This window comes from Oleiphilus sp. HI0079, from assembly GCF_001635105.1.
This window is the reverse complement of the sequence record NZ_LWFT01001403.1, coordinates 1-634: the sequence shown is the minus strand read 5'-3', so window position 1 is coordinate 634 and position 634 is coordinate 1. Positions and strand designations below refer to the sequence as shown.

Annotated in this window: 1 pseudogene; it reads left to right on the top strand. The window is 46.5% G+C overall.

Annotated elements, in window-relative coordinates:
* Window positions 1-40: 40 nt before the first annotated feature.
* A pseudogene (locus tag A3750_RS24180) lies at window positions 41-634 on the top strand (hypothetical protein); the annotation flags it as partial.

Below are 634 nucleotides of genomic sequence, written 5' to 3'. Positions count from 1 at the left end.
AATGCAACAGTTTGATTACCGTAGCTTGAGCACGTAAGAAATGTCTAACGCTAGAATCGATACAAACCTAAACGAGACGAACGAGCCAAGCGAACTAAACGAAGCGCTAGCCAAACTTGAAGAAGAAGCTAAGCGGCTCTCAAAGCTTATTGGCCAAGCGAAACGCTCTGGAGAGGATGTAAGCGAGCTCATTGCGGCTAAAAAATCCCTCCACCAAGACAAAATAGAGCCCTTAAAAAAACAAATTGCGGAAACCGTGTCCGAAAAGGCATCAGCACAAACCATTGCCCACAAACAAATTGAGCAGCTAAAGCCGCCAGCGCCCTACAAAAACCCCACACATTTAATCAGTTCAGACTCTCTCGCTCTAAGCCTTGTTGATCTTACCGATAAGGGCCGTGACGATGGTCGTGAGAGTAACAATGACAGCTCCGCCACATTAAAACAGCGCTGGGACACATACATTGCGGCACACCCAAGCGGCAATATCTACTACGAATGGCGCTTTCTAGAAGCCATCTCACGAATATTCGGTCATAAAATTAAGCTGCTCACAGCAACAGAAAAACAGAGTGGTCAAATCATAGGCGTGCTGCCGATCGTTGAGCAGAAGAGCAGACTCTTTGGACATTTG